Annotated in this window: 20 protein-coding genes; 10 read left to right on the top strand and 10 right to left on the bottom strand. The window is 59.7% G+C overall.

The annotated features are described in order from the left end of the window. The 9 genes from murD (at position 1) to lpxC (ending at position 10,482) form a co-directional block, all read left to right on the top strand. Positions 1-1,347 (top strand): UDP-N-acetylmuramoyl-L-alanine--D-glutamate ligase, encoded by a 1,347-nt coding sequence (murD, locus tag KO536_RS02010; RefSeq protein WP_219260910.1) that lies wholly within the window; start codon positions 1-3, stop codon positions 1,345-1,347. Further along, a complete protein-coding gene (gene ftsW / locus KO536_RS02005) occupies positions 1,344-2,558 on the top strand; it encodes a putative lipid II flippase FtsW (RefSeq protein ID WP_133078922.1) in 1,215 nt (404 codons plus the stop codon). The genes murD and ftsW overlap by 4 nt, the downstream gene beginning before the upstream one ends. Further along, positions 2,548-3,618 (top strand): undecaprenyldiphospho-muramoylpentapeptide beta-N-acetylglucosaminyltransferase, encoded by a 1,071-nt coding sequence (gene murG, locus KO536_RS02000; protein ID WP_219260909.1) that lies wholly within the window; start codon positions 2,548-2,550, stop codon positions 3,616-3,618. The genes ftsW and murG overlap by 11 nt, the downstream gene beginning before the upstream one ends. After that, complete coding sequence (murC, locus tag KO536_RS01995; protein WP_133078924.1) at positions 3,611-5,071, top strand: UDP-N-acetylmuramate--L-alanine ligase; 1,461 nt, start codon at positions 3,611-3,613, stop codon at positions 5,069-5,071. The genes murG and murC overlap by 8 nt, the downstream gene beginning before the upstream one ends. Then, positions 5,068-6,024, top strand: coding sequence for a D-alanine--D-alanine ligase (locus tag KO536_RS01990; RefSeq protein ID WP_133078925.1), 957 nt, complete (start codon positions 5,068-5,070; stop codon positions 6,022-6,024). Before murC ends, KO536_RS01990 begins: the two co-directional genes overlap by 4 nt. A 4-nt stretch (positions 6,025-6,028) precedes the next feature. Further along, positions 6,029-6,895 carry a cell division protein FtsQ/DivIB gene (locus tag KO536_RS01985; protein WP_019823789.1) on the top strand — a complete coding sequence of 289 codons (867 nt, stop codon included), beginning with the start codon at positions 6,029-6,031 and terminating at the stop codon, positions 6,893-6,895. Positions 6,896-6,910: 15 nt separating this feature from the next. Then, positions 6,911-8,170, top strand: a complete 1,260-nt coding sequence (ftsA, locus tag KO536_RS01980) for a cell division protein FtsA (RefSeq protein ID WP_133078926.1) — start codon at positions 6,911-6,913, stop codon at positions 8,168-8,170. A 73-nt stretch (positions 8,171-8,243) separates the two neighbouring features. Beyond that, a complete protein-coding gene (ftsZ, locus tag KO536_RS01975) occupies positions 8,244-9,458 on the top strand; it encodes a cell division protein FtsZ (RefSeq protein WP_019823786.1) in 1,215 nt (404 codons plus the stop codon). Positions 9,459-9,570: 112 nt separating this feature from the next. Beyond that, on the top strand, positions 9,571-10,482 hold the full coding sequence (gene lpxC, locus KO536_RS01970) for a UDP-3-O-acyl-N-acetylglucosamine deacetylase (RefSeq protein ID WP_019823785.1): 912 nt from the start codon (positions 9,571-9,573) through the stop codon (positions 10,480-10,482). Positions 10,483-10,561: 79 nt separating this feature from the next. On the opposite strand, the gene KO536_RS01965 is transcribed toward lpxC, so the two are convergent. From KO536_RS01965 to KO536_RS01935, 7 genes are all read right to left on the bottom strand, one after another. Beyond that, positions 10,562-12,040, bottom strand: a complete 1,479-nt coding sequence (locus KO536_RS01965) for a sensor domain-containing diguanylate cyclase (protein WP_219260908.1) — start codon at positions 12,038-12,040, stop codon at positions 10,562-10,564. A 132-nt stretch (positions 12,041-12,172) separates the two neighbouring features. Continuing rightward, complete coding sequence (locus KO536_RS01960) at positions 12,173-13,492, bottom strand: OprD family porin (protein WP_219260907.1); 1,320 nt, start codon at positions 13,490-13,492, stop codon at positions 12,173-12,175. A gap of 191 nt (positions 13,493-13,683) precedes the next feature. Beyond that, the gene (locus tag KO536_RS01955; RefSeq protein WP_133078929.1) at positions 13,684-13,908 is read right to left on the bottom strand and encodes a hypothetical protein; all 225 of its coding nucleotides are present in this window, start codon (positions 13,906-13,908) and stop codon (positions 13,684-13,686) included. Between the two features lie 233 nt (positions 13,909-14,141). Further along, positions 14,142-15,485, bottom strand: coding sequence for a heavy metal sensor histidine kinase (locus KO536_RS01950; RefSeq protein ID WP_257622741.1), 1,344 nt, complete (start codon positions 15,483-15,485; stop codon positions 14,142-14,144). Between the two features lie 28 nt (positions 15,486-15,513). Further along, a complete protein-coding gene (locus KO536_RS01945; protein WP_133078930.1) occupies positions 15,514-16,191 on the bottom strand; it encodes a heavy metal response regulator transcription factor in 678 nt (225 codons plus the stop codon). Further along, entirely contained in the window at positions 16,172-19,276 is a 3,105-nt protein-coding gene (locus KO536_RS01940) for a multidrug efflux RND transporter permease subunit (protein ID WP_133078931.1), read from the bottom strand. Before KO536_RS01940 ends, KO536_RS01945 begins: the two co-directional genes overlap by 20 nt. Next, positions 19,273-20,418, bottom strand: coding sequence for an efflux RND transporter periplasmic adaptor subunit (locus tag KO536_RS01935; protein ID WP_219260905.1), 1,146 nt, complete (start codon positions 20,416-20,418; stop codon positions 19,273-19,275). Before KO536_RS01935 ends, KO536_RS01940 begins: the two co-directional genes overlap by 4 nt. Positions 20,419-20,667: 249 nt before the next feature. Here KO536_RS01935 and KO536_RS01930 point away from each other — a divergent pair, with 249 nt between their 5' ends. Further along, positions 20,668-20,913, top strand: coding sequence for a hypothetical protein (locus KO536_RS01930; RefSeq protein ID WP_219260904.1), 246 nt, complete (start codon positions 20,668-20,670; stop codon positions 20,911-20,913). Between the two features lies 1 nt (position 20,914). On the opposite strand, the gene KO536_RS01925 is transcribed toward KO536_RS01930, so the two are convergent. From KO536_RS01925 to norR, 3 genes are all read right to left on the bottom strand, one after another. Continuing rightward, a complete protein-coding gene (locus KO536_RS01925) occupies positions 20,915-21,388 on the bottom strand; it encodes an N-acetyltransferase (RefSeq protein ID WP_219260903.1) in 474 nt (157 codons plus the stop codon). 5 nt (positions 21,389-21,393) lie between these two features. Next, entirely contained in the window at positions 21,394-22,293 is a 900-nt protein-coding gene (locus KO536_RS01920) for a chemotaxis protein (protein WP_133078934.1), read from the bottom strand. Positions 22,294-22,460: 167 nt separating this feature from the next. After that, positions 22,461-24,005, bottom strand: coding sequence for a nitric oxide reductase transcriptional regulator NorR (norR, locus tag KO536_RS01915; protein WP_219260902.1), 1,545 nt, complete (start codon positions 24,003-24,005; stop codon positions 22,461-22,463). Positions 24,006-24,012: the final 7 nt, after the last annotated feature.

The following is a 24,012-nucleotide window of genomic DNA, read 5'->3' as shown; positions in this document are numbered from 1 at the left end:
GTGTCTCTGATCGCTTCTGACCACTTCCGCATCGTTGTCGGCCTCGGCAAGAGCGGCATGTCCCTGGTGCGCTTTCTAGCGCAGCGGGGCGTGTCGTTTGCCGTGGCAGACACGCGGGAAAATCCACCGGAGCTGGCCACGCTGCGCCGTGACTACCCGCAAGTGGAAGTGCGTTGTGGCGAACTGGATGTCGAATTCCTGTGCCGTGCCGACGAGCTTTACGTGAGTCCCGGCCTGGCACTGGCGACCCCGGCCCTGCAGGCAGCGGCGGCCCGTGGCGTGAAACTGTCGGGTGACATCGACCTGTTCGCGCGTAACGCAAAGGCGCCTATCGTTGCAATCAGTGGCTCCAACGCCAAAAGTACAGTGACCACGCTGGTCGGTGAGATGGCTGCAGCAGCCGGCAAGCGCGTGGCGGTCGGTGGCAACCTCGGCACGCCGGCCCTGGATCTTCTGAGCGATGACATCGAGCTATACGTGATGGAGCTGTCGAGCTTCCAGCTGGAAACCACCAACCAGCTGGGCGCTGAAGTGGCCACCGTGCTCAACGTCAGCGAAGACCACATGGACCGCTACAGCGGCCTGCCTGCCTATCACCTGGCCAAGCACCGGATTTTTCGTGGTGCCAGGCAAGTGGTGGTCAATCGTCAGGATGCGTTGACGCGCCCACTGATGAGTGAAGGTCAGCCGTGCTGGACCTTCGGCCTCAGTGCGCCGGATTTCAAGGCTTTTGGCCTGCGTGAAGAAAACGGCGAAAAATACCTCGCCTTTGAATTTCAGAACCTGATGCCGGTTCGCGAACTGAAGGTGCGTGGCGCTCACAATCAGGCCAATGCACTCGCGGCATTGGCACTGGGTCACGCCGTGGGCTTGCCGTTCGATGCCATGCTGGAAAGCCTGCGCAATTTTACCGGCCTTGAACACCGCTGCCAGTGGATACGCGAGCTCGATGGCGTGAGCTACTACAACGACTCCAAGGCCACCAACGTCGGTGCAGCACTGGCTGCCATCGATGGCTTGGGCATGGACATGGACGGCAAGCTGATCCTGATCGCTGGCGGTGACGGCAAGGGTGCCGACTTCAGCGGCCTGCGTGATTCGGTCGCCAAGTACTGCCGTGCCGTCGTGCTGATGGGCCGTGATGCCGACTTGATCGCAGAGGCGGTGGGCGATTCGGTGCCACAAGTTCGGGTCAGTTCCCTCGACGAAGCGATCGAGCAAAGCCGTGCGCTGGCCCAGCCTGGCGATGCGGTACTGCTGTCGCCTGCCTGCGCCAGTTTTGACATGTTCAAGAACTATGAAGAGCGCGGCCATTTGTTTGCCCGTGCCGTGGAGGTGCTGGCATGATTTTCGGCATCCTCAAGCCTTATCCTTCGCCGCTGATCACGGGCCGTGGCATCGATCTCGACTTTCCGTTGCTGGCCGGTTGCCTGACCCTGCTCGGCCTTGGGCTGGTGATGATTACTTCGGCGTCGTCCGAAGTTGCCGCCTTGCAGTCGGGCAACACGCTGTACCACATGATCCGCCACCTGTTTTACATCGTCCTCGGTCTGGGCGCGTGCATCATGACCATGATGGTGCCGATTGCGACCTGGCAACGCCTGGGCTGGTTGTTGCTGATCGGTGCGTTTGGCTTGCTGGTGATGGTGCTTATTCCAGGTATCGGGCGTGAAGTGAACGGCTCCATGCGCTGGATCGGGTTCAGCTTCTTTAACGTGCAGCCTTCCGAAATCGCCAAGGTTTTCGTGGTGATCTACCTCGCGGGCTACCTGGTGCGCCAGCAGAAAGAAGTTCGCGAGAGCTGGATGGGCTTCTTCAAGCCTTTCATTGTTTTACTGCCTATGGCTGGCCTGCTGCTCATGGAGCCGGACTTCGGTGCCACGGTTGTAATGATGGGCGCGGCGGCTGCCATGTTGTTCCTGGGTGGTGTCGGCCTGTTCCGCTTCGCCCTGATGGTGGCGCTGGCGGTGGGTGCGGTGTTTGTTCTGGTCCAGGCGCAGCCTTACCGGATGGCGCGCTTGATCACGTTCACCGACCCGTGGTCCGACCAGTTCGGTTCCGGCTACCAACTGACCCAGGCACTGATCGCGTTCGGTCGCGGGGAGTGGCTTGGCGTCGGTTTGGGTAACAGCGTGCAAAAACAGTTCTACCTGCCTGAAGCGCACACCGACTTTGTGTTCTCGGTGCTGGCTGAAGAACTGGGCGTAGTCGGCTCGTTGCTGACCGTTGGCCTGTTTGTATTCGTCTGTGTTCGCGGCATGTACATCGGCTTGTGGGCCGAGCGCGCCAAACAGTATTTCGCGGCCTATATGGCGTACGGCTTGTCGTTCCTGTGGATCGGCCAGTTCCTGATCAATATCGGGGTAAACGTCGGTTTGCTGCCCACCAAGGGTCTGACCCTGCCATTCCTCAGTTATGGCGGCAGCTCGCTGGTGATTTGCTGTGTGTGCATGGGCTTGTTGCTGCGCATCGAGTGGGAGAGTCGAACCCACCTGGGTAGCGAAGAGACCGATTTCAAAGAAAGCGACTTCGATGAGGAGCCGACCCATGGGCGCTAATGTGCTGATCATGGCGGGCGGCACCGGCGGCCACGTGTTCCCGGCGCTGGCCTGCGCCCGCGAGTTCGAAGCTCGGGGCTACACCGTGCACTGGCTCGGTACTCCCCGTGGCATCGAGAACGAACTGGTTGAACCTGCTGGTTTCAAACTGCACCTGATCAATGTCGCGGGCTTGCGGGGCAAGAGCAAACTGTCGCTGATCAAAGCGCCCTTTGTGCTGCTCAATGCGCTGTTTCAGGCGCGCAAGATCATTCGCCAGCTCAAGCCGGTGTGTGTGCTGGGCTTTGGTGGCTACGTGACCGGACCTGGCGGTCTGGCAGCCAAAATCTGCGGTGTGCCGGTGATCATTCACGAGCAGAACGCGGTAGCCGGCACGGCCAATCGTCTGCTTGTGCCCATGACCCGTCGCGTGTGCGAAGCCTTCCCTGAAACCTTCGCGGCCTGCGACAAACTGCGTACCACCGGCAACCCGGTACGTCCTGAACTGTTCACCCTTGCGCCACGGGCCGCACTGGAAGGGCGCAAGACGCGCCTGCTGGTGCTGGGTGGCAGCCTGGGCGCTGAACCGCTGAACAAATTGTTGCCTGAAGCCTTGGCCAGGCTGCCGGCTGACGTTCGTCCTGACGTGTTTCATCAGGCAGGCAAACAGCATGACCAGATTACAGCCGAGCGCTACACCGCGGTCGGTGTCGAGGCTGATGTGCAGCCTTTTATCAAAGACATGGCCCATGCCTATGGCTGGGCCGACCTGGTGGTTTGTCGCGCAGGCGCGCTGACCGTCAGTGAACTGGCTGCGGCCGGTCTGCCTTCGCTGCTGGTGCCTTTGCCCCACGCGATTGACGACCATCAGAGCCGTAATGCCGACTTTTTGGCACGCGAGGGCGCAGCCTTCCTGATGCCGCAAGCGACAACTGGCGCAGCCGAACTGGCTGCACGCCTGACAGAGGTTTTGATGCAACCGGAACGACTGAACAGCATGGCGGCCAATGCCCGCCGCCTGGCCAAACCTGATGCGACCCGCAACGTTGTAGATATCTGCCTGGAGGTGGCCAATGGTTGAGAATCAAAAAGCTATGCCACAACCCGAGATGCGTCGCATCCGTCGTATCCACTTTGTCGGTATCGGCGGTGTGGGCATGTGCGGCATTGCCGAGGTGTTGCTGAACCTGGGTTATGACGTGTCGGGTTCGGACTTGAATGCATCACCTGTGACCGAGCGTCTTGAGTCGTTCGGTGCGCAAATTTTTATCGGTCACCGCGCCGAAAACGCCGCCAACGCCGATGTGCTGGTGGTGTCGAGTGCCGTTAATACCTCCAACCCTGAGGTCGCGACTGCCCTGGAGCGCCGTATTCCGGTAGTGCCTCGGGCCGAGATGCTGGCTGAGCTGATGCGCTATCGCCACGGCATCGCCGTTGCCGGTACACACGGTAAAACCACCACGACCAGCCTGCTGGCTTCGGTGTTCGCGGCCGGTGGCCTGGACCCGACGTTCGTGATCGGTGGTCGCCTGAATGCAGCTGGCACCAATGCACAGCTGGGCACCAGCCGTTACCTGATTGCCGAAGCTGACGAGAGCGATGCCAGCTTCCTGCACCTGCAACCAATGGTTGCAGTGGTCACCAACATCGACGCCGACCACATGGCGACCTATGAAGGTGACTTCAACAAGCTGAAGAAGACCTTCGTAGAGTTCCTGCACAACCTGCCGTTCTACGGTTTGGCCGTGCTGTGCCTGGACGATCCGGTGGTGCGTGAAATCCTGCCGCTGGTCAAGCGTCCGACCGTCACCTACGGCTTCAGTGAAGCGGCTGACGTGCGCGCGATCAATGTTCGCCAGCAAGGCATGCAGACGTTCTTCACTGTGCTGCGCCCGGACCGCGAGCCGCTGGACGTGTCGGTGAACATGCCGGGTAACCACAACGTACTCAATGCCCTGGCAACCATCTGCATTGCCAGCGATGAAGGCATCAGCGATGAAGCCATCGTTCAGGGCTTGTCGGGTTTTGAGGGTGTGGGTCGTCGCTTCCAGGTGTACGGCGAGCTGCCTGTTGAAGGCGGCAGCGTGATGCTGGTCGATGATTACGGTCATCACCCGACGGAAGTCGCAGCGGTCATCAAGGCCGTACGCGGTGGCTGGCCGGAGCGCCGTCTGGTGATGGTTTACCAGCCGCACCGTTTCAGCCGTACCCGTGACCTGTACGACGATTTCGTCCAGGTGCTGGCCGATGCCAACGTATTGCTGTTGATGGAAGTCTACCCGGCCGGCGAAGAGCCGATTCCGGGCGCTGACAGCCGCCAGCTGTGCCACAGCATCCGCCAGCGCGGTCAGTTGGACCCGATCTACATCGAGCGCGGCGTTGAGCTGGCGCCGATCGTCAAGCCGCTGCTGCGCGCCGGCGACATCCTGTTGTGCCAAGGGGCAGGCGATATCGGCCGTCTGGCACCGCAACTTATCAAGAGCCCGCTGTTCGCCGGTGCTGTTGTTGCTACCAGTGAAGGAAAGTTGAAATGACTGCTGCCTACGCCAACCTGTTCTCGACCATTGCCCCTGCCGATTTTGGCCGCGTGGCGGTGCTGTTCGGCGGCAAAAGCGCTGAGCGTGAAGTCTCGTTGAAATCGGGCAATGCCGTACTGGGTGCGCTGCAAAGCGCCGGTGTGGATGCCTTCGGTATCGATGTGGGCGATGACTTCATCACCCGCATCACCCACGAAAAGATCGACCGTGCGTTCATCATCCTTCACGGTCGTGGCGGTGAAGACGGCAGCATGCAAGGCCTGCTGGAGTGCCTGGGCATCCCCTATACCGGCAGTGGCATCCTCGCGTCGGCCCTGGCCATGGACAAGCTGCGTACCAAGCAGGTGTGGCACAGCCTGGGTATTCCAACGCCGCGTCACGCCGTGTTGAGCAGCGAAGCCGACTGTATTTGTGCAGCCAAGGAACTGAGCTTCCCTTTGATCGTCAAACCGGCACATGAAGGTTCAAGTATCGGTATGGCCAAGGTGAATAATGTTGACGAGTTGATCGTCGCCTGGGCCGATGCCAGCAAGTACGACTCGCAAGTGTTGGTTGAACAATGGATCTCGGGTCCGGAGTTCACCATCGCCACCCTGCGTGACCAGGTGTTGCCTCCTATTGCCCTGGGTACGCCGCACACCTTTTACGACTACGACGCCAAGTACGTGGCCAACGATACCCAGTATCGAATCCCGTGCGGCCTCGACAGTGCCAAGGAACAAGAGCTCATGGACCTCACGGCGAAAGCCTGCGAGGCGATCGGCATTGCCGGTTGGGGCCGCCTGGACGTGATGCAGGACACCGCAGGCCAGTTCTGGCTGCTGGAAGTCAACACCGCGCCGGGCATGACCGATCACAGCCTGGTGCCGATGGCGGCCAAGGCGGCGGGTCTGGATTTTCAACAGTTGGTGCTGTCGATTCTGGCGGCAAGCTTAGAGGCGCGGGGTTAAGTCCATGCAAGGTGCATCGCTTCGTCATCAACCACCTGCTCCCGGCCGCAAGCCGGTGCCGCGTGGCGCCAGCCGGATGGTGGCGAAAGAGCCGATGTCGGTGCGTTTGCCAAAAGCCAATTTTGGCTTTTTGAAAGCCTTGTTCTGGCCGGTACTGCTGGTGGCTCTGGGTTATGGCACCTACGAAGGTGCACAGCGTTTGATGCCGTATGCAGATCGGCCGATCACCAATGTCAACGTGCAGGGTGATTTGACTTACATCAGCCAGCAAGCCGTGCAGCAGCGTATCGCTCCGTATGTGGCGGCGAGCTTCTTCACAGTAGACCTGGCAGGCATGCGCACCGAGCTTGAGCAAATGCCCTGGATCGCCCACGCCGAAGTTCGTCGTGTATGGCCCGACCAGGTGGTGATTCGCCTTGAAGAGCAACTGCCGGTCGCCCGCTGGGGTGATGAAGCACTGCTCAACAACCAGGGCCAGGCGTTCACCCCGCGTGAGCTGGCCAACTATGAGCATTTGCCGCAGCTGTTTGGCCCACAACGGGCTCAGCAGCAAGTGATGCAGCAGTATCAGGTGTTGAGCCAGATGCTGCGTCCGATGGGTTTTTCAATTGCCCGGCTGGAATTGCGTGAGCGCGGTAGCTGGTTCCTGACCACCGGAGCCGGCAGTGCAGGGCCAGGGATCGAGTTGCTGTTGGGGCGCGATCATCTGGTAGAAAAAATGCGTCGCTTCATAGCCATCTATGAAAAAACGCTGAAAGAACAGATTACAAACATAGCGCGCATCGATTTGCGTTATGCCAACGGATTGGCCGTCGGCTGGCGGGAACCTGTGGCACCCACGATAGCCCAACCCGCTGTCGCGAAGAATTAAGAAGAGGCAGGACCCATGGCAAATGTGCAAAGCGGAAAAATGATCGTCGGCCTCGATATCGGCACCTCCAAGGTGGTTGCGCTGGTGGGCGAGGTCGGTGAAGACGGCGTTATCGAGATCGTCGGTATTGGCACGCATCCGTCCCGGGGCCTGAAGAAAGGCGTGGTGGTGAACATCGAGTCCACCGTGCAATCGATCCAGCGCGCCATCGAAGAAGCGCAGCTGATGGCCGGTTGCCGGATTCACTCGGCGTTTGTCGGCGTTGCCGGCAACCACATCCGCAGCCTGAACTCCCACGGCATCGTGGCGATTCGGGATCGCGAAGTCAGCTCGGCCGACCTTGAACGCGTACTCGACGCTGCCCAGGCCGTCGCGATTCCGGCTGACCAGCGCGTGCTGCATACCCTGGCGCAGGACTACGTGATCGACAACCAGGAAGGCGTTCGTGAGCCACTGGGCATGTCGGGCGTGCGTCTGGAAGCCAAGGTTCACGTAGTGACGTGCGCCGTGAATGCTGCACAGAACATCGAGAAATGCGTGCGCCGCTGTGGCCTTGAGGTGGACGACATCATCCTCGAGCAACTGGCGTCGGCTTACTCGGTGCTGACCGATGACGAAAAAGAACTGGGCGTTTGCCTGGTCGATATCGGTGGCGGCACCACCGACATCGCGATCTTCACCGAAGGCGCGATTCGCCACACGGCAGTGATCCCGATTGCGGGTGATCAGGTGACCAACGACATCGCGATGGCGCTGCGTACACCGACCCAATATGCCGAAGAAATCAAGATTCGTTACGCCTGTGCACTGGCCAAGCTGGCTGGCGCCGGCGAAACCATCAAGGTGCCGAGCGTAGGCGATCGTCCACCGCGCGAGCTGTCGCGTCAGGCGTTGGCCGAGGTGGTCGAACCGCGTTACGACGAACTGTTCACCCTGATCCAGGCGGAGCTGCGTCGCAGCGGCTACGAAGACCTGATCCCTGCAGGCATCGTTTTGACCGGTGGTACTTCAAAGATGGAAGGCGCGGTCGAACTGGCCGAAGAGATCTTCCACATGCCGGTTCGCCTGGGCGTGCCGCACAGCTTCAAGGGCTTGACCGACGTTGTGCGCAATCCGATTTACTCCACCGCTGTGGGCTTGTTGCTGTACGGACTGCAAAAGCAGTCAGACGGTATTTCCATATCGGGTATCAGCAACCGCGACAACTACAGCAGTGACGAACAAAAAGCCCCTGTGCTTGAGCGCCTGAAGCGCTGGGTGCAGGGCAACTTTTAAAGCTTGAGCTGTAAAAAGATTCAAAGCGGTAGAAGTAGGCGAAAAAAACTAGAGAACTGAAAGGAGAGGGACCATGTTCGAACTCGTAGACAACATCCCGCAAAGCCCGGTAATCAAGGTTATCGGTGTTGGTGGTGGCGGTGGCAATGCTGTTAACCATATGGTTAAGAGCAACATCGAAGGCGTGGAATTCATCTGCGCCAACACTGACGCGCAAGCGCTGAAAAGCATTGGCGCTCGTACCATCCTGCAACTGGGCACTGGCGTGACCAAGGGCCTGGGTGCCGGCGCGAATCCGGAGGTCGGTCGTCAGGCCGCTCTGGAAGACCGTGAGCGCATCGCTGAAGTGTTGCAGGGCACCAACATGGTGTTCATCACCACGGGCATGGGCGGTGGTACCGGTACCGGTGCTGCGCCGATCATTGCCGAAGTGGCCAAGGAAATGGGCATTCTCACCGTTGCGGTGGTGACTCGTCCGTTCCCGTTCGAAGGTCGCAAGCGCATGCAGATCGCTGACGAAGGTATTCGTCTACTGTCCGAAAGCGTCGATTCGTTGATCACGATTCCGAACGAAAAACTGCTCACCATCCTGGGCAAGGACGCAAGCCTGCTGTCGGCTTTCGCCAAGGCCGATGACGTGTTGGCCGGTGCCGTGCGCGGTATCTCCGACATCATCAAGCGTCCGGGCATGATCAACGTCGACTTTGCCGACGTGCGTACCGTGATGAGCGAAATGGGCATGGCAATGATGGGCACTGGCTGCGCCAGCGGTCCGAACCGTGCACGTGAAGCGACCGAAGCGGCTATCCGCAACCCGTTGCTTGAAGACGTAAACCTGGAAGGCGCTCGCGGCATCCTGGTCAACATCACCGCCGGTCCTGACCTGTCCCTGGGTGAGTACTCCGACGTGGGTAGCATCATCGAAGCCTTTGCTTCCGAGCACGCGATGGTGAAGGTCGGTACCGTTATCGATCCGGACATGCGCGACGAACTGCATGTGACCGTGGTTGCTACCGGTCTGGGCGCAAAAATCGAGAAGCCGGTCAAGGTCATCGACAACAGCGTTCAAGCCTCGTACGCAGCTTCTGCGGCACACAACGCACCTGCTCGTCAGGAAGCGCGTACCGAGCGTCAGGAACAGCCGGTGGTCAACTACCGTGACCTGGACCGTCCGACCGTGATGCGTAACCAGGCACAGCAAGGCGCGACGACCGCTGCCAAGCTCAATCCTCAAGACGATCTGGATTACCTGGACATCCCGGCTTTCCTGCGTCGACAGGCTGATTAATGAAATCAATCAGGGCTATTAAGGTGATTGGTGTTCAGCAAAGGCTCGGTCTGCTATTATCGCCAGCCTTTGTTGATACCAGTTCGCAATTTGCGCTGAAGCGGCCAATGCCATGATTAAACAACGCACCCTGAAAAATATTATCCGTGCCACAGGTGTCGGCCTGCACTCCGGTGAGAAGGTCTACCTGACCCTCAAGCCTGCGCCTGTGGATACCGGCATCGTGTTTTGTCGTGCAGACCTTGACCCTGTTGTGCAGATCCCTGCGCGCGCGGAAAACGTCGGCGAGACGACGATGTCGACCACGTTGGTCAACGGCGATGTAAAAGTAGACACGGTAGAGCACTTGCTCTCGGCCATGGCTGGCCTGGGGATCGATAACGCCTACGTCGAACTCTCCGCGTCTGAAGTCCCGATTATGGACGGTAGCGCCGGGCCTTTCGTGTTTCTGATTCAATCTGCCGGCCTGGAAGAACAGGACGCGCCGAAGAAGTTCATCCGTATCCTGCGTGAAGTGACAGTGGAAGATGGCGACAAGCGCGCCACTTTCGTCCCTTTCGAAGGGTTCAAGGTGAGCTTCGAGATCGATTTCGATCACCCGGTTTTCCGTAACCGCACCCAAAGTGCAACCGTGGATTTCTCAAGTACTTCGTTTGTAAAAGAAGTCAGCCGCGCACGTACCTTTGGTTTCATGAGTGACATCGAGTACCTGCGCAAGCACAACCTCGCACTCGGCGGTAGCGTAGAAAACGCGATCGTGGTCGACGCGGATGGTGTACTGAACGAAGACGGCCTTCGCTATGAAGACGAATTCGTGAAGCACAAGATCCTCGACGCCATTGGCGACCTTTACCTGTTGGGCAACAGCCTGATCGGTGAATTCAAGGGCTTCAAGTCTGGCCATGCACTGAACAACCAGCTGATTCGCAAGCTGCTTGAGCAGACCGATGCGTGGGAAGTCGTGACCTTTGAAGATGCCAGCACTGCACCGATCTCGTACATGCGTCCGGTTGCGGCAGTTTAAGTAAAACTTCTTTCTCTAGTTTTTGAAGGCCACCCTCGGGTGGCCTTTTTTTTGGTTGCGATTACGTCGTGTACCGGTGTTATTCCGTGGTTTTAGGCTTCAGGGCATTGAGCCCGGTTTCATTGATATCCATGACCCGGTTTCTGCCGCGCTTCTTGGCTTGATAGAGGGCTTTATCGGCAGTGCTGATCAGTTGGTCCTGAGCGTCACCCGGTTTTGCGTAGCGGGTGCAGGCACCCAGGCTGACAGTGAGCTTGTGGGTTGCCAGGTTGGCAGGCTCCATGTGCTCCACCGCGCTGCGAATCTTTTCAGCCAGCAGGCGAGTACCCGCGGCGTCGGTCTCGGTCAGGACAACGGCAAATTCCTCGCCGCCATAGCGGGCAGCCAGATCGGCGGGGCGGCGCACGTGGGCCTTGATTGCCTGTGCGACCTGGCGCAAGGCTTCATCACCGGCCTGATGACCATAGCTGTCGTTGAAGGCCTTGAAATGATCGATATCAATCATGATCAGTGACAGCGGCGCGCCCGTGCGTTGCGCCCGTCGCCATTCCATATCCAGTGTTTTGTCCAGCATGCGCCGATTGGCCAGCCCGGTAAGCGGGTCGGTGGAGGCCAGGGTTGCAAGCTCCAGCTCGGCGCGTTGGCGCAGGCGCAGTTCGCGGACCAGGAGCCAGGTGAGCCATAGCAGGCCCATGCAGAGCAGCAGGGTGGCGCTGCCGATCAACAGGGCCGTGTGCTGCCAGTTACTGAAAATGTGCTCGGTCGACAAGGCAACCACGACCACCATGGGCAGTTCGTTGACCTGCGCGAAGTTGTACAGGCGTTTCAGGTTGTAGGCACCGGACATGGCGGTAAAGCTGCCGTAGCGTTCGGTGAGAAAGCGCAGAAAGGTTGGCGACTGGCTCAGGTCCTGGCCGGTGTAAAACTTGGTCGCCGCCGGAGACTGGCTCAGCAGGATACCGTCCGTGCTGATCAGGCTGATGTTTCCTGTCGGTCCAAGGTCCAGCCCGCGAAACAGATTCTGAAAGTAGCTTATTTTCATCTGGGCGACGGCAACGCCGCCAAAACGCCCGTCGGGGGCTGTAATTCTACGGCTCAAAATCAGGTTCCAGTCATTGGGGCTCTCGCTGACAAGCAGGGGGCGACTGATGTAGAGCTCATCATTTTTTGCAGTGAGGTGGACCTTGAACCAGGGCTGCTGGCGGGCGTCGTCCAGCGAGGCCACCGGAGGGCGAGAGCTGGCAATCAGTTTGCCTTCGGCATCGAGTACAAAGAACCCGGCGTTGGAGGGCGCCTCAATAGCCCTGTCGAAGAGCACCGACTTTTGAGTCTGTGGCGAAAGAGGGGCCAATGCCTGGCTTTGCATCAAGTTGATCAGGTTGCTCAGGGAGGTGTCGTAGATCGAGAGCGTGTTGCGAATATCCCGGCTGATCAGTTGCACAATGTTCAGCGCAGCGCGTGCAGCGTCTTGCTCGGTGTTGCGGTACTCCCTGACCAGCAAATAGCCAACGATGCTGAGGATGGCCAGCACCGAGAGGGCGCTGGCCCCGACCAGCATGCGTCGGGTGATGATGTGTGAACGCGGGGAAAAAGGAATGGGCTTACCCTCACAGATACGATTTTTGCCCTGCCGTAAGGGGATGCCTTACAGAGATAAGGCCAGCTAAAAAGCTGGCCTTATGGTCAAGGATTAAAACACATCAATAGGATAGTCGATGATTACCCGGTACTCATCGACATCATTGTCGACGCTCTGGTAAGCCGTGTTGCCGCGGTTGGTTGCCCAGCGCAGGCTCACTGCCAGATCCTTGGCCTTGCCTTCCTGAAGCACATACTTGAGCCCCAGGTCGCGCTCCCAGTGGTGGGCATTCTTGCCTTCGGGGTTGTACCAGTTGCTGTAGCCGATGCTGTTGGCGTCAGCCTTGGTCAAATCCAGTTCGCCGCGAGAGTACGAGGCGCTGGCCGTCAGCCCGGCAAGGCCAAGCCCGGCGAAGTCATATTCGTATTGCAGCTTCCAGGAGCGCTCATTCGGGCCGTTGAAGTCCGAGTACTGCTGCGAGTTGTCGAGGTATACGCTGTCACCTTGATAGAGATAGTCAAAAGGTGTGTTGCCGTTGACCCGCTGGTAGACCGCCGTCACCTTGTGTCCGTCTACTCCGACTGCAAAGTGCAGGCTGAAGGTGTTGTTGTCGATATCACCCAGCAGCGCCTTGCCGGTGTCCTGGGTGTGATAGAAGTGCAGGCCGGGATTGAGGCTGATGCTCTCGGTCAGTGCATAGGTGTAATCCAGGTCGTAGTAGTACTGGTTCCAGATGTCCTGCAACTGCGCCGCATATAAATTGCTGGTAACGCCGGGCACGCCGCTCCAGGAAGTACCGGCCCAGGTGATGTGCTTGCTGCTCTGATCGCCAAGGTTGCCGTAGGTGGTAGTCAGGCGGCGCATGCCGCTCTGGTTGTAGGGCTTTTCAAAACTGACCTGGCCGCCTTCGAACATCCAGCCATCGACACTGTTGTTGGTCAGGCTGACACCGCGAAAGGTCTGGGGCAGCATGCGGGTTTCGCCGCCGGCAATCACCGGGTTGGTCAAAAACAGGTCGCCTGCCTTGAGCTCGGTATCAAAGGCACGGATTTTCAGTGCCGCTCCGGCAGACGAGAAAGAGGTGGGCGCTTTGCCATTGCCATCACTGACCGGCAGGATGCTGCTGCCATCCGTTCCGCCACCGCCATCGAGCTTGAGCCCAAGCAGGGCGTAGGCATCCAGGCCGAAACCGACCGTGCCCTGGGTGAAGCCCGACTCAAATTTGCCAATAAAACCCTGGCCCCATTCCTTGCTGTCTTCAGCATGGGGGCTGCGGATATCGTGGTTCATGTAGTAGTTGCGAGTGTTGATTTTCAGGCTTGAGCCTTCGATAAAACCGTCTTTTGCGGCGTCGTCACCTGCATGGGCGAAAGGGGGGATCGTTGCAGCCAGGGCAATGAATAACGGACTGAGTTTGAGTGAGTACTTCACCAGTGAGTTGCTCCTTGAAAGTGGCGGCAGTTGTTATTTTGATCAAAAAACAGGTTGTCCCTGATCGCACTCCAGAGAGGCAGTGCTTTTTTTTTAAAACAAAAAAAAGCCGCTATGGTAGCGGCTTTTGAAACAATCAGTCATATGCTTGGCAGATGACTGACTGGGTCGGGAAGTCTGGAGGGGGGGAATCAGCTGTCTTTGGCTTCATCCGAAACGCTGGTTTTGGCTTGTGTTTGCGAGTGGTCGGCGTCGTTTTGATGGCGTGCCGTCAGCTCTGCCTGGTTCTGTTCAAAAGAAGCTGCACGTGCCGCATTTTGTGCGACGAATGCCGGTGATTCTTCCGCCATGGCCAAAGGCGACAACAACAAAGACGACAAAACGAAAACGCTGGCCATACCCATACTGCTGGACATTTCAAAGACCTTCTTGCTTAGCAAGTGCTGTGTGATGGGCTAAATCTATAGTGGCAGGCGGGGTCGAAAAAGCTTTGTTTTAGACAAGGACTTTTGCGTTTTAGGTAACAAATGTGAGGAGTGCGGGCTAGACGCTTTGCCACTGTTGGAGCGGGCTTGCTCGCGATGGCATCACCTTGATTGACCTGGTTGACCTAGGCGTCTGCATCGCGAGCAAGCCCGCTCCCACAAGGTTAAATCGGTAAATAAATCCCGAACGTATTGCGTCCACCGCCGCTGCGTACAAACACTTCGCCACCGTGCATTTGCGCAATGGCTTTGACGATGGCCAGCCCCAGGCCGTGGTTGGCACCACTGTTATAGCGGGCCGCATCTACCCGATAAAAACGCTCGAACAGCCGTGGTAAATGTTCTGGCGCAATCGGCTCCCCAGGATTGCTGACACTGATGGTCACCTGATCCGCCGTGTGGCTGATCTGAACGTCAATCGATTGCCCGGCTTCGGTATGTTGCACGGCATTGTTCAGCAAGTTGATCAGCGCCCGACGCAGGTGGGCTTTTTCGATATTGACCTGGGCATCGCCGCTGACCTTCACCTCAACCTGCGCATCCTCAAGAATGAACTCCAGGTAATCCAGGGTCGTGGCCACTTCGTCTGCCAGGGAGGCGTGGATCAGTTTGTTCGCTTTGCTCCCTTGGTCGGCGCTGGCCAGAAACAGCATGTCATTGATGATGCTGCGCAGGCGCTCCAGTTCCTCGAGGTTGGATTGCAGCACCTCGAAGTAGTGCTCGGCCGAACGTCCCCGCGTCAGTGCGACCTGGGTCTGGCCAATCAGGTTGGTCAGCGGGGAGCGCAGTTCATGGGCCACGTCGGCATTGAATGACTCCAGGCGGGTGTAGGCCTGCTCGACCCGGTCCAGGGTGGCATTGAAGGCACTCACCAGTTGGTCCAGCTCCGGCGCCAGCGGCGCAAGGTGCAAGCGCCCGGACAAGCGCGGCGGAGCCAGTTTTTGCGCTTCCTGGGATAAATCGTTCAACGGTTTGAGACCAATGCGCGCCACCCAATAGCCGAGCAGCGAGGCCAGAAGCACGCCAACAGCCGCCAGGCTGACCAGCGCGATGAGCAGGTGGTGCTGGGTCTGGCGAAAGGTGTGCGTATCGATGGCAATCAAAAAGCGCAGTGCCGGGCGCTGTTCCTTGGCTGCAATCTCGCTGATGAGTACCTTGAACGGGTCAGCCTGGCCAGGCAGCCGCAAGTCCCGCACGCCGACCGGGCCTTGGGCGAATTCGCGCACTGTGGCCTCGGGGTTGCCGTATTCATAGGAAGGATCAGCGCTGATGGCCCAGAACCGGATGCGTTTGTCCTCTTCGCTGAGCAGCTTGAGCTTGGCGCTGATCTTGGCCCAGTGTTCGGGCGTGCCGTAACGATTGACGGACGATTCCAGCACGCTGTATCGCGCATCCAGTTCCGCTTCGGGCAGGCGCCCGATGCTTTTGTCGACCTGCTGGTAAAGCGCTCCGCCAATCAACACAAACACCAGCAGCGCGACGAGGGCGAACATCGCACTCAAGCGCATGGCGATGGAGTCCAGGGCCTTGAACCGCTTAATCACCGCGCCGCTCCAGCACATAACCCATGCCACGGATGGTGTGCAGCAACTTGTGCTCGAACGGTCCGTCGAGCTTGGCGCGCAAGCGCTTGATCGCCACTTCGACCACGTTGGCATCGCTGTCGAAATTGATGTCCCAGACCATCTCGGCAATGGCCGTCTTGGACAGGATTTCACCCTGGCGCCGCGCCAGTACGCTAAGCAACGAAAACTCCTTGGCGGTCAGATCCAGGCGGGTTCCGGCGCGACTGGCCTTGCGGCTGATCAGATCTATCCACAGGTCGTCGACAGTGACCTGCACCGGTTCGTGACCACCACCGCTGCGACGGGTCAGGGCTTGCAGGCGGGCCACCAGTTCCAGAAATGAAAACGGTTTGCCCAGATAGTCGTCGGCGCCTTCACGCAATCCGCGAATCCGGTCTTCGACCCGCTCCCGTGCCGTCAGCATGATCACCGGGGTTTGCTTGCGCCCGCGCAGGGCCCTCAGTACCCCGAAGCCATCGAGGCCGGGCAGCATGACATCGAGCACGATCACCGCGTAATCGCTCTCCATCGCCAGGTGCAGACCTTCGATGCCGTCGCGGGCAACATCCACCGTATAACCTTGCTCGGTCAGCCCGCGGTGCAGGTAGTCGGCGGTTTTCTCTTCATCTTCAACGATCAGAACGCGCATAACCTGCCTCAGTGATCGGTTTGGAACGATGGAACAGCCGCTCAAGCCACAAGTATATGACCGGTGTGGTAAACAGGGTCAGGGCCTGGCTCACCAGCAGCCCGCCAACCACGGCAATCCCCAGGGGCTGGCGCAGTTCTGCGCCGGTGCCATAGCCGAGCATCAGCGGCAAGGCGCCGAGGAGGGCGGCGAGGGTGGTCATGATGATCGGCCGGAACCGGGTGATACAGGCTTCATAGATGGCATCTTCCGGGCTCAGGCCGCGATTGCGCTGGGCATCCAGGGCAAAGTCGATCATCAGGATGCCGTTTTTCTTGACGATACCGATCAGCAGCACCAGCCCGATCAACGCCATGATTGAAAAGTCCTGCCCGCATATCCACAGCATCAGCAGCGCACCGAGCCCGGCTGATGGCAGGGTCGAAATGATCGTCAACGGGTGTACAAAGCTTTCATAGAGCACCCCCAGAATGATGTACACCGCCACCAGCGCCGCCAGAATCAGCCACGGCTGGCTGGCCAGCGAGCTCTGGAACGCCTGTGCGGCGCCCTGGAAGTTGCCGCTGATGGTGCTCGGCATGCCGATTTCGTTTTTCGCCTGATTGAGCATCAGCACGGCATCGCCCAAGGCCACGCCGGGCGCGAGGTTGAACGACAGGTTGGCTGCCGGGAACATGCCGTCATGACTGATCGAAAGCGGCCCGCTCGCAGGCGCGTCTACCTTGGCCACGGCAGACAGGGGCACCATGTCCCCGGTCAGCGGCGAGCGCAGGTAGAAGTAGCCCAGGCTTTCGGCTTTGCCTCGCTGCTGCGCGTCCACCTCCAGAATGACGTTGTACTGGTTGGTCTCGGTCTGGAATTCATTGACCTGGCGCTGGCCGAACGCGTCATACAGCGCTTCATCGACATCGGTAGCGGTCAGGCCGAAGCGGGCTGCAGCGTTCCGGTCGATGCTGATGTGGGTGATGCTGCCGCCCAGTTGCAGGTCGTTGGACAAGTCGCGAAAGGCCGGGTTGGCGCGCAGTTTTTCGGTCAGGCGCTGGGTCCAGGTGGTGAGCGTCGGGCCGTCGTTGCTTTTGAGCACGTATTGATACTGGCTGCGGCTTGGCCCCGAACTGAGGTTGATGTCCTGGCCTGCGCGCAGATACAGCACGATGCCCGGCACCTTGGCCAGTTGCGGGCGAATCCGGTCGATAAATTCGCTGGCCGACACATCGCGCTGGCTCCGGTCCTTGAGGGCAATCCAGAAGCGGCCGTTGGCGATGGTCTGGTTGCTGCCGGTGACGCCCACGGAGTGGGAAAAAGCCTGGACCGCAGGGTCGTTGCTGATGATGTTGGCCAGCGCCAGATGCTTTTGTGTCATGTCAGGGAACGAAATGTCGGACGCCGCTTCGCTGGTGCCGAGCACGAAGCCGGTGTCCTGTACCGGGAAGAAACCCTTGGGGATCAGCACGTACCCGGCGATGGCCATGGCCAGCGTCACGCCAAAAATGCCGAGCATCAACCGCTGGTGCGCCAGGGCGCGCTTCAAGATCTTTTCGTACCCCGCCAGCAAACGTTCGCCAAAGCCCGGCCTGGCATCTGGCTTGTGCACCGGCGAGCGCATAAACAGGGCCGCCAGCGTCGGGGCGAGGGTCAGTGACACCAGTACCGAAATCAGGATGGTCGAGGTCGCTGTCAGGGCGAACTCCTTGAACAGCCGCCCGACCACGCCGCCCATAAACAGCAATGGAATAAACGCGGCCACCAGCGAAAAGCTGATGGAGACCACGGTAAAACCAATCTCGCTGGAGCCCTTGATCGCGGCGTCGCGCATGCTTTCGCCTGCTTCCAGATGGCGGTGAATGTTCTCCACCACCACGATCGCATCGTCGACCACAAACCCCACGGCGACCACAATCGCCACCAGTGTCAGGTTGTTGAGACTGAAGCCCAGCACATACATAAGGGCAAAGCTTGCGATCAGCGAAACCCCGAGCACCGCCGACACAATCAGGGTGGCGGACCACTGGCGCAAAAACAGCGCCATCACCGCAACCACCAGCAGCACGGCAATCAGCAGGGTGATTTCAACCTCATGCAAGGACGCGCGAATGGTCTTGGTGCGGTCACTCAGCACGGTCACTTCGACGGAGGCGGGGAGCATGGCTTGCAGGCCGGGCAGGGCGGCCTGGATGCGGTCTACGGTTTCAACGATGTTCGCCCCCGGCTGGCGGGAGATCACCAGATTCAGACCCGGCTGGTGCCCGGACCAGGCTTGTACGTAATCGTTTTCTGCACCGTTGACCACTCGCGCCACGTCACGCAGTTGCACGGGCGCGCCGTCCTTGTACGAGACGATCAATTGGCCGTATTCGTCCGCATCAAACAACTGATCGTTGGTCGACAGGGTGGAGATGCTCGACGGGCCGTACAGCGCGCCCTTGGCCAGATTGAGGCTGGTTTGCTGGATAGCCAGGCGAATATCGGCCAGGGTCAGGCCAATGGCAGCCAGCTTGTCGGCCGAGGCCTGGACCCGGATCGCCGGGCGTTGCTGGCCGGTGATGTTGATCAGGCCCACGCCATCAATCTGGCTGATCTGGCGCGCCAGCAGGGTTTCGACGTAATCGCTGAGTTCTGTGCCGGGCATGTGCAATGAACTGATGCTCAGTATCAGCACCGGGCTGTCGGCCGGGTTGACCTTCTTCCAGGTCGGCAGGGTCGGCATGTCCTTGGGTAACTTGCCGGACGCGGTGTTGATGGCCGCCTGAACCTCTTGCGCGGCGGTGTCGATGCTTTTGTCGAGGGTGAATTGCAGGGTCAGGGTGGTCGAGCCCAGCGCGCTGCTGGAGGTCATCTGGGTCATGCCGGGGATGGCGCTGAACTGCACTTCCAGCGGCGTGGCCACGGATGACGCCATCGTGTCCGGGCTGGCGCCCGGCAGCTGTGCCGACACCTGGATGGTCGGAAACTCGGCTTCGGGTAATGGCGCGATTGGCAGGCGTGGAAAGGCAATCAGCCCCACGAGCACCAGTGCAAACGTCAGCAGCACCGTGGCGACGGGGTGGTCGACGCACCAGGCGGACAGCGAGCGGCTGTTGGTCATGGCTGCACCTGAGCGGGCGTAGGCTCACTCAATATTTCAACCCGCGAGCCTGGCTTGAGCCGCGACTGGCCATCGCTGACCAGTGTGTCCCCGGGATTGACGCCGGTGATGATGCTCTGCTCGGTGTCTTGATAGACCAGCAGCACAGGCACCGTTTCGACCTTGTCGGCCTGGACCCTGTACACGAAGTAGTTGTCCAGCCCGCGCTGCACCACCTGAGGCGGGACCACCAGCGCATTCGTTGCCAGCCCTGACTGGATCTGGACATTGACCAGCTGGCCGGGCCACAGGGTTTGTTTGGGGTTGTCGAACTGAGCTTTGACCTTGATCGTGCCTGTGGTTGCCGAGACCTGATTGTCGATCAGGCTCAAGCGGCCTTCGCCCAGCGGCGTGCCGCTGCTGTCGGCGTTGCCGATAAAGGCTTTGACCCGGGCCGGGTCTTTGGCCGTGAGCAAGTCGTGCAACAGGGGGAGCTGTTGTTGGGGTAGCGAAAACTCTACGGCGATGGGGTCGATCTGGGTGACGGAAAACAGCCCCTGAGAATCGCTGACCCGCAGGAAGTTGCCCGCGTCTACCGTTCGAATCCCCACGCGGCCGGTGACGGGTGATTGAATTTGCGTGTACGACAACTGCACCTGCGCCGCCGTAATAGCCGCCTGATTACCTTGCGCCGACGCCTTGAGCTGGTTGACCAGCGCTTGTTGCTGATCGAGGGTTTGCCTGGATACGCCGTTGTCCACGCTCAACAACTGGTAGCGCTTGAGGTCGACCAGTGCCACTTGCAGCTGCGCCTGATTCTGTCCCAGTTGGGCCCTGGCCTGGTCGAGGCTGGCCTTGATCGAGCGGTCATCCAGGGTTGCCAGAAGATCGCCAGCCTTGACCTCCTGGCCTTCCTTGACCCGTATCTCGGTGAGAATGCCGTCGATTTGCGGGCGGATCATCACGCTGTGCAGTGACAACACCGCGCCAATCCCGCTGATATAGCGCGGTACGTCTTGTTGCAGCACTTGAACAACCCGTACCGGCACTGGAGCTGCGCCCGGGGACTTGCCGGGTGCGGGGCGGTTGAGCCAAAAGAGTGAAGCACCGATCAGGGCTACAACGAGGGTGCCCAGCAAGATTTTTCTAGTTGTGGTCGGCATGCCGGATAGACGCCATGTGCGTGGAGTGGGGGCTGATCATTCAGTTATAGCGCGTCGACCCGGTCAGCACGGTGACGGCTAACTGACAGTGCTGACAGTTAGCCCTGGGTAAAACACCCTGCAGGTCATTTTGGTGAGAGCAGATTGATGATTTTTACGACCAGTGAGTGCAACGCACAGGGGGCGCGCAGGTATACTGCGCGGCATTGCGCCACTTGGCCTGACTTTTTACCGCATTTCGGAGCTTTCATGACTACTCCTACACAATCGACGGCTCCTGATGCCTTGGACGCTGAACTGGTTGAGAATGAAACCACTGTGGAGACCCCGAAAAAACCGGTCATCCCGGCGTTCACTTTCCCGTTCAAGCCTTCCGAGTTTGCCAAGGCCAAGTCCCAGGGCAAGGCGTACTACCAGAAAAGCGGCCTCGGCGGCCACGACACAACCCCGGGCGCACCGCCACACGGCACACGTAAAACCATGGGCAAGCGCTGATTTATAGCTCGATGCGCTGTACCTGAATCATCCCGGCCCGTTCGTACAAACGGCGGGCCCTGGTGTTGCCCTCCATGACCTTCAGGTCAACCCAGGGCTCACCGCGCTGTGCGTACACCGCAAACACCTTCGCCAGCAGCGCCTGGCCAATGCCTTGCCCTTGATGCCGGGCATGCACCACCAAATCCTTCAGATAAGCGCTGGTCCAGCCTTGCGCAACCCCCACCACAACGCCTGAACGCAGTGCGATCAAGCACAGCTGCGGGTCGAATTCGGCGTCGTGCAGCAGGCTGTGGCTCCACTCCCCGAACGAATCAACATGGCCACTGCCGTCGCTGTAGCCCTGGCTAAGCAAGGCATGCGCCGGTTGCAACAGGTCATCGCTCAGCGAAACCAGGGTGACATCTTCAGGCCAGTGCGCAGCTGCCAGCGGGCGAGTCAGGTCTTTGCGCAACAGCAGGCAGTAATCGCTCATGTCCCTCAGTAACCTTGCTCGGCAACGGTGCGCGCCGCCAGGATCAGGCACTGTGTCAACTCGGGTGACGAGAACTTGGTCAGCACCGCATTGGCCCCGGCCAGACGGGCTTTTTCGCTGTTCATCGAGCTGTTGAGCGAGGTGTGCAGCAGCACATAAAGGTGTGCAAAGTCCGGGGTGTCGCGCACGGTGCGGGTAAAGGCATAACCGTCCATTTCCGACATCTCGATATCGGACACCAGCACATTGATCTGGTCTGGTGTGCCTTGCAGTTCCAGCAGGCGTTCGATGGCTTCCTTGGCGCTGCGCGCCGTGTGGCAATGCAGGCCAAGATTGCGCAGGGTAATGACCGATTGTTGCAAGGCCACCTGACTGTCATCGACGACCAGGATCCGGGCGTTGGCCAGCAGTCTGGAGTCTTCCTTGCTGAGGTCCTGGTCGGCGCCTTCGACTTTTGCCGGAGCGATGCCGTGGATCACCTTTTCGATATCCAGCACCTGCACCAGCACACCGTCGACCTGGGTGACACCGGTGATGTACGAGCGTTTGCCGGAGCCATAGGGCGGCGGGCGAATGTCCGTGCTCAGGCAATGCACGATTTTGCTCACGGCTTGAACATGCAGGCCCTGCTTGGAGCGGCTGACATCGGTCACGATCAGGCAGCCGCCATCCGGGTCGAGCAGCGGTTGCTCGCCGATGGCCCGGCTTAGATCAATCACCGACAACGCCGTGCCACGCAACACCGCAATGCCTTTCACGTTGGGGTGCGACTCGGGCATTTTGGTCAGCGGCGGGCAGGGAATGATTTCACTGACCTTGAGCAGGTTGATCGCCAACAACTTGCCGCTGCGCAGAGTGAAGAGCAGAAGGGAAAGTGAGTCTGCGCGGGCATTGTTCGATGACATAAAAACCTTCTGTGGTGGGAGCGATACAGGGTTATCGACCTTAACGCAGTTTCCTGTAGCCGCTGACGAGGTACGAGGCTGCGATGTGGGCCGCAGGACCACCGCTTAGGGCCGCTGCGCAGCCCATCGCAGCCTCGTGCCTCGTCAGCGACTACAGGTTAAGCGCTTTACTTGAGGCCCAGTCGTTTGGCCATGCGCCCCAGATTCGCCCGGTCCAGGCCCAATTCCCGCGCAGCACTGGCCCAGTTGTGTTGATGGCGTTCAAGGCAGGCGCTGATCAGCTGGCGCTGGTAGTTCTCTGTCGCCAGGCGCAAGTCGCCAATGGTCTGCAGTGCGCCCTGAGGCTCAATCACCGCAGCGCTTGGCGGGGTGGTTGGCAAGTCCAGGTCGGCGGCGGTCAGGGTCAGAATGCGTGGTCGCGTGCTGCAACTGCCCAGGGCTTTAAGGGCGCTGCGGCCAATCAAGTGCTCCAGCTCGCGCACATTGCCAGGCCAGGAATACTGCACCAGTGCAGCTTGCGCGTCCGGGCTCAGGCGCAGGCTGCCAAGGCCCATGCGCGAACGGTTTTGTTCCAGGAAAAAACCGCTCAACAACAGCACATCCCGCCCGCGCTCACGCAATGCCGGCACCCTGATCGGGTAAACACTCAGGCGGTGATAAAAGTCCGCCCGCAGGCGCCCGCTGCGCACTTCTTCGGCCAGGTCGCGGTTGGTTGCCGCGATCAGCCTCACGTCGACCTGGTGCTCCTGATCCGAGCCCAGGCGCTGCAACTGCCCGCTTTGCAGCACCCGCAGCAACTTGGCCTGTACGGTCAGTGACAGCTCGCCCACTTCATCCAGAAACAGGGTGCCACCGTTGGCCAGTTCGAATTTTCCGCGCCGGTCATTGGTTGCCCCGGTGAAGGCGCCGCGCACATGACCGAACAGTTCGCTTTCAACCAGGGTGTCGGGCAGGGCGGCGCAGTTCAGGCTGATCAGCGGTTTATCCGCCCGTGGCGAGGCGGCGTGAATGGCCTGTGCCACCAGTTCCTTGCCGACACCGGTTTCGCCGGTGATCAGCACCGTCAGGTCACTGCCGCCCACCAGGGCGATTTCTTCAAGCAGGCGTTTGTGAATCTTGCTCTGGCCGATCAGTTCTTTATTGGGTGAACCGTTGGCCTGTCGATAGAGTTCGGCTTTCTGTTGTTCATCTTCCACCCGCAATGCCAGGCGCTCGATGCGTTGAGCCACGTTGACCGTGGCTGCGGCCAGACTGGCAAAGGCCTGCAGGTCGTCCAGCTCGATCGGCTCAAAGCGTTTTGGGTCCAGGGCATCAAGCGTCAGCAGTCCCCAGGGACGCTCGTCCACGAACAGCGGGCAGCCCATGCAGTCGTGAACCTCCAGGTGCTCCGCCAACCCGTCTACCAGCCCGTCATAGGGATCTGGCAGTTCGCAATTACTGGGGAAGCGTGTCGGGCCAGGGCTGGCGAGCAGTGCTTCAAAGCGCGGGTGCTCGCTCACTTTAAAGCGCCGCCCCAGGGTGTCCAGGCTCAAGCCGTCGACCGCCAGCGGCACCAGCCATTCACCGTCCAGGCGCAGCAGTGCCGCCGCATCGCAGGGGAGCAGGGCGCGCAAGGCTTGCAGCAGGCGTCTATAGCGTTCGCTTTCGGGCAGATCGCGGGACAAGTCGGCCACAAGCGGTAGCAAGGTGGTGAGTAGCAGTTTTGCAGTCATTTTGACC

It is taken from the genome of Pseudomonas sp. NKUCC02_KPG, assembly GCF_019345465.1.
In the GTDB taxonomy this organism is placed as follows: Bacteria; Pseudomonadota; Gammaproteobacteria; order Pseudomonadales; family Pseudomonadaceae; genus Aquipseudomonas.
The sequence above is the reverse complement of the archived record's forward strand: the minus strand, read 5'-3'. Positions and strand labels throughout refer to the sequence as shown.